We start from the raw sequence: 6,616 nt of genomic DNA, 5'->3' as shown, positions 1-6,616 counted from the left end.
GAGCTTTTTCTTCTGGTGCGTTATCGATCTGGTCGAATGCACGAGCAGAACCACCGTAGGTTTTAGCCAGAACGGTAGTGATTGCAGCGGTCAGAGTGGTTTTACCGTGGTCAACGTGGCCGATAGTACCAACGTTAACGTGCGGTTTTGTACGTTCAAATTTTTCTTTAGACACGGCTATATTCCTTACTATTGTGCCCTCCCCTTGTGGAGAGAGCACGGGATCATTGTGTTAAAAGCGTTGGCTTATTTGCCACGAGCTTCGATTACGGCCTGAGCAACGTTGTTAGGTGCGTCATCATACTTCAGGAATTCCATGGAGTAAGATGCACGACCTTTGGTCAGAGAACGCAGCTGAGTTGCGTACCCGAACATTTCAGACAACGGAACTTCAGCATGAATCTGTACGCCAGTAGCGTTAGATTCCTGGCCTTTCAGCTGACCACGACGACGGCTAAGGTCACCGATAACGTCACCGGTGTTCTCTTCCGGAGTTTCAACTTCAACCTTCATGATAGGCTCAAGCAGAACTGGTTTAGCTTTCTTAAAGCCATCTTTGAAGGCAATAGAAGCGGCCAGTTTAAACGCCAGTTCGGAGGAGTCAACGTCATGGTAAGAACCGAAGTGCAGACGCACGCCGAGATCAACAACCGGGTAACCCGCCAGTGGACCAGATTTCAGCTGCTCCTGGATGCCTTTATCAACGGCAGGGACGTATTCGCCAGGAATTACGCCGCCTTTGATGTCGTTGATGAACTCGTAACCTTTAGGGTTAGAGCCCGGCTCCAGTGGGTACATGTCGATAACAACATGACCGTACTGACCACGACCACCAGACTGCTTGGCGTGTTTACCTTCGATATCGGTAACTTTAGCGCGAATCGCTTCGCGGTAAGCAACCTGAGGTTTACCGACGTTCGCTTCAACGTTGAATTCACGCTTCATACGGTCAACGATGATGTCGAGGTGCAGTTCACCCATACCGGCGATGATGGTCTGGTTAGATTCTTCATCAGTCCATACGCGGAATGATGGGTCTTCTTTAGCCAGACGGCCCAGAGCCAGACCCATTTTTTCCTGGTCAGCTTTGGTTTTTGGTTCAACGGCGATGGAGATTACCGGCTCTGGGAATTCCATACGCTCCAGAATGATAGGCGAATCTGGATCACACAGGGTGTCACCAGTAGTTACGTCTTTCAGACCGATAGCAGCCGCGATGTCGCCTGCGCGAACTTCTTTGATCTCTTCACGTTTGTTAGCGTGCATCTGAACGATACGGCCAAAGCGCTCACGAGCAGCTTTAACGGAGTTCAGCACGGTATCACCGGAGTTAACAACGCCGGAGTAAACGCGGAAGAAGGTCAGGTTACCAACGAACGGGTCAGTGGCGATTTTGAATGCCAGAGCAGCAAACGGCTCGTCGTCAGTTGCGTGACGCTCAGCCGGCGTGTCTTTACCGTCATCCAGAATACCGTTGATTGCCGGTACGTCGGTTGGTGCTGGCAGGTAATCGATTACCGCATCCAGCATCGCCTGAACACCTTTGTTCTTAAATGCAGAACCACAGGTAACCAGGATGATTTCGTTGTTCAGAACGCGCTGACGCAGAGCTTTCTTGATTTCTTCCTCGGACAGCTCTTCGCCGCCCAGGTATTTTTCCATCAGCTCTTCAGAGGCTTCTGCAGCGGACTCGATCAGGTTCTGGTGCCATTCGTCAGCCAGGTCCTGCATGTCAGCTGGGATATCTTCGTATTCGAAGGTAACGCCCTGATCTGCATCGTTCCAGTTGATGGCTTTCATTTTCACCAGGTCGATAACGCCGGTGAAACCTTCTTCAGCACCAATCGCCAGCTGAAGCGGAACAGGGTTCGCGCCCAGACGGGATTTGATCTGGCCTACAACTTTCAGGAAGTTTGCACCCATACGGTCCATTTTGTTAACGAACGCGATGCGTGGAACTTTGTATTTGTTAGCCTGACGCCATACGGTTTCAGACTGTGGCTGAACACCACCAACTGCGCAGTAAACCATTACTGCACCGTCAAGAACACGCATGGAACGTTCTACTTCGATGGTGAAGTCAACGTGCCCTGGGGTGTCGATGATGTTTACGCGGTGCGGTTCATACTGCTTAGCCATACCAGACCAGAATGCAGTAGTTGCAGCGGAGGTAATGGTGATACCACGCTCCTGCTCCTGCTCCATCCAGTCCATGGTTGCAGCGCCGTCATGAACTTCACCGATTTTGTGGTTTACACCGGTGTAGAACAGAATACGTTCGGTAGTCGTGGTTTTACCGGCGTCGATGTGTGCACTGATACCGATGTTACGGTAGCGTGCAATGGGTGTTGTACGAGCCATTTGATTCCTCTATATCCTGGGACGTTCAAGTTAAGTAACCCAAAGCGGGCAGCTTCATGAAGCGCCCGCTTGGGTAACACTACGAAGGATTTATTACCAACGGTAGTGAGCGAACGCCTTGTTGGCTTCAGCCATACGGTGAACGTCTTCACGTTTCTTCACTGCAGTGCCTTTGTTTTCTGCAGCATCAGACAGTTCATTCGCCAGGCGAAGAGCCATGGATTTATCACCGCGTTTACGAGCAGCTTCAACGATCCAACGCATTGCCAGAGCATTACGACGAACCGGACGAACTTCAACTGGAACCTGGTAAGTAGAACCACCTACACGGCGGGACTTAACTTCGACGGTCGGACGGACGTTGTCCAGAGCGACTTCGAAAGCTTCCAGCTCGTTTTTACCAGAACGCTGAGCCAGGGTTTCCAGCGCGGTATAAACGATAGATTCTGCAGTAGATTTTTTACCATCTACCATCAGGATATTTACAAATTTAGCCAGCAGCTCTGATCCGAACTTAGGATCCGGCAGAATTTTACGCTGACCAATCACGCGACGACGTGGCATAGGAATACTCCGTTGTTAATTCAGGATTGTCCAAAACTCAAAGAGTTTATTTTGACATTAATTTAAAACGTTTGGCCTTACTTAACGGAGAACCATTAAGCCTTAGGACGCTTCACGCCATACTTGGAGCGAGATTGCTTACGGTCTTTAACGCCGGAGCAGTCAAGCGCACCACGAACGGTGTGGTAGCGAACACCTGGCAGGTCTTTAACACGACCACCACGGATCAGGATCACGGAGTGTTCCTGCAGGTTGTGACCTTCACCACCGATGTAGGAGGTGACTTCAAAACCGTTAGTCAAACGCACACGGCAAACTTTACGCAGTGCGGAGTTTGGTTTTTTAGGAGTGGTGGTATATACACGGGTACATACACCACGTTTTTGCGGGCAAGCTTCCAGCGCAGGCACGTTGCTTTTTGCAACTTTGCGTACGCGTGGTTTGCGAACCAGCTGGTTAACTGTTGCCATTAAATAGCTCCTGGTTTTAGCTTTTGCTTCGTAAACACGTAATAAAACGGCCTCATATAATATGAGGACGCAGAATTTTAGGGCTGAGCCGAAAAGGTGTCAAGAAATATACAGCGATCCGCCCTCACCAGGCGAACTGCTGGCTATGTTTTATCGTTAATCTGACGAAGTCAGTATAGCCGACACACTCAATTTTGGATGAAATTTGAGCAGCGAGGCCACGAGCCTCAACATCTTCTTGCAGAGCGCTAACAGTAATGGGGGCGGAAAGCAGTAATTCAAGCGCCCGACTGCCATTCAGCGCGGCAATCACGCCGTCTTCAATCAGCAGTAAATCGTCACCAGGCTGGGCATAACGCAGAATCTCGGTGATATCACACTGGAAGGGCGACTGACGTAAGGTATGCAGCATAGGAGCCTCAGAAGGTAAGTACCACATCATACTGATTCAGTTTTTCCCGAAGCGCATCAGGCTCAAGCGCTTCCGCATCGATAACCCAGGATGCCTGACCTGAAAGCCCTCTTTCCCTTACTGAGGCAGCGCAAAGGAAACACTGCTCAATATCGTACAGCGGCAAAATGCGGAAAGTGGTGATGTAATCCCTGCCCAGCACTTTGGCAGGCTGTTGCCCCGGCAGCAGCTGTAGAACGCCATCGCCAACAAAGAACACGCCGATATCTTCTGACAGGGCCGACGTCGCCAATAATGCATCCAGCCCTTCCCGGCCAGAGGTGCAGCCGTGCGGCGCCGATCGAAAAACAAAAGCGACACGTTTCATTAGAACTGCACCATTCTTTCGCAGGTAAGCGCGGATTCTGCCAGCGCCCCGAGGCCACTAAGCGTAAAGCCTGGCTGGAGATTACTCACCTTGAGCCCCAAAGATTTGGCCTGCTCTTCATCGGCCACACCGCGACGCAATGCCGCAGCCACGCAAATATGCAGAGTCACACCGTGCTGCGCGCTCAGGCTCTGCCACTCACGGACAAGATCAACTTCATCGCTTGCCGGGGCGGTCAGCTGATTGGCGTTATAAATCCCTTCACGGTAGAAAAAAACGCTCTCCAGCGAGTGTCCTTCCGCCAGCAACGCCCGGGCAAACAGCAATGCACTGCTTGCCTGCTGCGTCCCATAAGCCGGGCCAGTAACCATCAAGGCAAAACGCATTACTTATCCTGACCGAGGAAGTCGCCGTTTTTGAACTGGCGAATGTAGAGATAAACGGTGTGTTTGGAAATGTTCAGCCGATCGGCAACCTGGTTGATGGCATCTTTGATGTCGAAGATCCCTTTTTCATAGAGGTTGAGCACTATCTGGCGGTTCTTGGCGTTATTTGAGACGTTACGGTCGGCATTCACTTCTTCAATCGTGAATTCCAGCGTTTGCATCACCAGATCCTCCACGGAGGACGCAAAGTTTACCGAAGACGGCACTTCCTGATCCTGAGTTTCCGGTGGAATAAAGGTCGACATGATCTGGGAGAACGGCACGTCGAGGTTCATGTTAATGCAAAGCAAACCAATCACACGCTGGTCGCGGTTGCGAATCGCAATCGTCACCGACTTCATCAGAACGCCGCTTTTTGCGCGAGTGAAATAGCATTTAGAGACGCTGCTGTCAGCACCGGTCATATCGTGCAGCATGCGCAAGGCCAGATCGGTAATTGGCGAGCCTATTTTTCGCCCGGTATGCTCACCATTAGCGATACGAATAGCTGAACATTTCAGGTCCTGCAGGGAGTGCAGAACGATTTCGCAATGGGAGCCAATCAGCATCGCTAACCCGTCCACGACCGCTTCATAGGATTTTAATATTTCGAAGTCGGTTTGTTCAAAAGGACGCTGGTCCAGCAAATCAAGTTCACTGGTTTCGTTGGTTAAAAGCGAATTGGACATGAAAAAATACCACCCTCTCAGATTGATGACAAACGTCCGGACAACGGGGTTCTCGGGCGTTTGGGGTAAATCAGCAGACTTCGTCCATTATTTTTATTGCTGCAAATTGAGCGTGTTATGAATAAAAGACGTTGCCAGCAATTTACTCTAAAGAGAGCCTGTCGCGCTTTGATGGTGTCAGGGCAGACTCATACTCGGTTGAAACGCTGCCCGCTAAGGTAATACAACGTAAGATGTGCTTTCCAGTCTTTATTCTCCTCATTACGCGTGGGGGGAATAAAGACTGGTGCCAAAAACAAAACCGCCGCCCGGTGGGCGGCGGCTCAAACAACCTGCTAATTACTTGCTTTTGGCTGCGTCAGCGGCTTTAGCATCTGCAGCAGCGGCTGGCTTAGCGTCAGCTTTTGGCGCTTGTTTAATGTCCAGCAGCTCAACTTCAAACACCAGCGTAGAGTTGGCAGGGATCCCCGGCACGCCGGTTTTGCCATAAGCCAGCTCTGGTGGAATAACCAGCTTGATCTTGCCGCCTTTCTTGATGTTTTTCAGGCCTTCGGTCCAGCCTGGGATCACGCCATCAAGGCGGAAGGACAGTGGCTCACCGCGGGTATAGGAGTTATCAAACTCTTTACCGTCGATCAGCGTACCTTTGTAGTTAACCACAACGGTATCGGTATCCTTCGGCGCATCACCGGTACCGTCTTTCTCAACTTTATACATCAGGCCGGTAGAAGACGTTTTAACGCCTTTCTCTTTGGCGAAAGCATCACGGAAGGCTTTGCCTTTGTCCGCGTTCTCTTTAGCGTCTTTCTCCATTTTCTCCTGAGCGGAGGCTTTTACGCGAGTCTCGAACGCCTGCAGAGTCTGTTCGATTTCCTGGTCAGACAGTTTGCTCTTATCCGCAAACGCATCCTGTACGCCCGCGATCAGCTGAGCCTTGTCCAGGGTGATCCCCAGTTTCTCCTGCTCTTTCAGGGAGTTTTCCATGTAACGCCCGAGCGATGCGCCTAATGCATAGGCAGCTTTCTGGTCGTCGTTCTTAAAGGCCGCTTTGCTGTCAGCCTGAGCCGCAGGTGCATCTTTCGCTGCAGCAGGCGCCGCAAAAGCAGGGGCATTAAGGGCAACGGCCATTGTGGTCGCCAGAAGCGTTACTTTAAATAATGATTTCATCCATTTCTCCAAGGGCCGGGGCCTCTCACCCCAGGGTTTCAAATAAGCTAAGTGACGTACTATAACGTCGTGAAAGAAATCTACACAATCTCTCAGCGAGTTATCGAGTCAAATTGAGATTCTTTTTGTTTAAAGAAGTTTCCTTCAACGTGCTTCTGCGC

9 protein-coding genes are annotated in these 6,616 nt (G+C 50.8%); all 9 read right to left on the bottom strand.

Annotated features, from left to right (window positions below):
* Positions 1–175: GTP-binding protein (locus tag A936_RS22770; protein WP_008457108.1), on the bottom strand; the 175-nt coding region annotated here is incomplete at its 3' end.
* Positions 176–246: 71 nt separating this feature from the next.
* Positions 247–2,361, bottom strand: a complete 2,115-nt coding sequence (gene fusA, locus A936_RS09660; protein ID WP_008457107.1) for an elongation factor G — start codon at positions 2,359–2,361, stop codon at positions 247–249.
* 93 nt (positions 2,362–2,454) lie between these two features.
* Positions 2,455–2,925: a 30S ribosomal protein S7 gene (gene rpsG, locus A936_RS09655; RefSeq protein WP_008457106.1), complete on the bottom strand. Its 471-nt coding sequence runs from the start codon at positions 2,923–2,925 to the stop codon at positions 2,455–2,457.
* 95 nt (positions 2,926–3,020) lie between these two features.
* Positions 3,021–3,395 carry a 30S ribosomal protein S12 gene (gene rpsL / locus A936_RS09650; RefSeq protein WP_008457105.1) on the bottom strand — a complete coding sequence of 125 codons (375 nt, stop codon included), beginning with the start codon at positions 3,393–3,395 and terminating at the stop codon, positions 3,021–3,023.
* A 124-nt stretch (positions 3,396–3,519) separates the two neighbouring features.
* Entirely contained in the window at positions 3,520–3,807 is a 288-nt protein-coding gene (tusB, locus tag A936_RS09645; RefSeq protein WP_008457104.1) for a sulfurtransferase complex subunit TusB, read from the bottom strand.
* Positions 3,808–3,814: 7 nt separating this feature from the next.
* The gene (gene tusC, locus A936_RS09640; protein WP_008457103.1) at positions 3,815–4,174 is read right to left on the bottom strand and encodes a sulfurtransferase complex subunit TusC; all 360 of its coding nucleotides are present in this window, start codon (positions 4,172–4,174) and stop codon (positions 3,815–3,817) included.
* Positions 4,174–4,560, bottom strand: coding sequence for a sulfurtransferase complex subunit TusD (tusD, locus tag A936_RS09635; protein ID WP_008457102.1), 387 nt, complete (start codon positions 4,558–4,560; stop codon positions 4,174–4,176). The genes tusC and tusD overlap by 1 nt, the downstream gene beginning before the upstream one ends.
* On the bottom strand, positions 4,560–5,288 hold the full coding sequence (locus A936_RS09630; protein WP_008457101.1) for a helix-turn-helix transcriptional regulator: 729 nt from the start codon (positions 5,286–5,288) through the stop codon (positions 4,560–4,562). The genes tusD and A936_RS09630 overlap by 1 nt, the downstream gene beginning before the upstream one ends.
* Before the next feature lie 339 nt (positions 5,289–5,627).
* Positions 5,628–6,455 carry an FKBP-type peptidyl-prolyl cis-trans isomerase gene (gene fkpA, locus A936_RS09625; RefSeq protein WP_008457100.1) on the bottom strand — a complete coding sequence of 276 codons (828 nt, stop codon included), beginning with the start codon at positions 6,453–6,455 and terminating at the stop codon, positions 5,628–5,630.
* Positions 6,456–6,616: the final 161 nt, after the last annotated feature.

The sequence above is a fragment of the Enterobacter sp. Ag1 genome, from assembly GCA_000277545.1.
In the GTDB taxonomy this organism is placed as follows: domain Bacteria; phylum Pseudomonadota; class Gammaproteobacteria; order Enterobacterales; family Enterobacteriaceae; genus Cedecea.
Note: the sequence above shows the minus strand (reverse complement) of the source record. Positions and strands in the feature narration are given on the sequence as shown.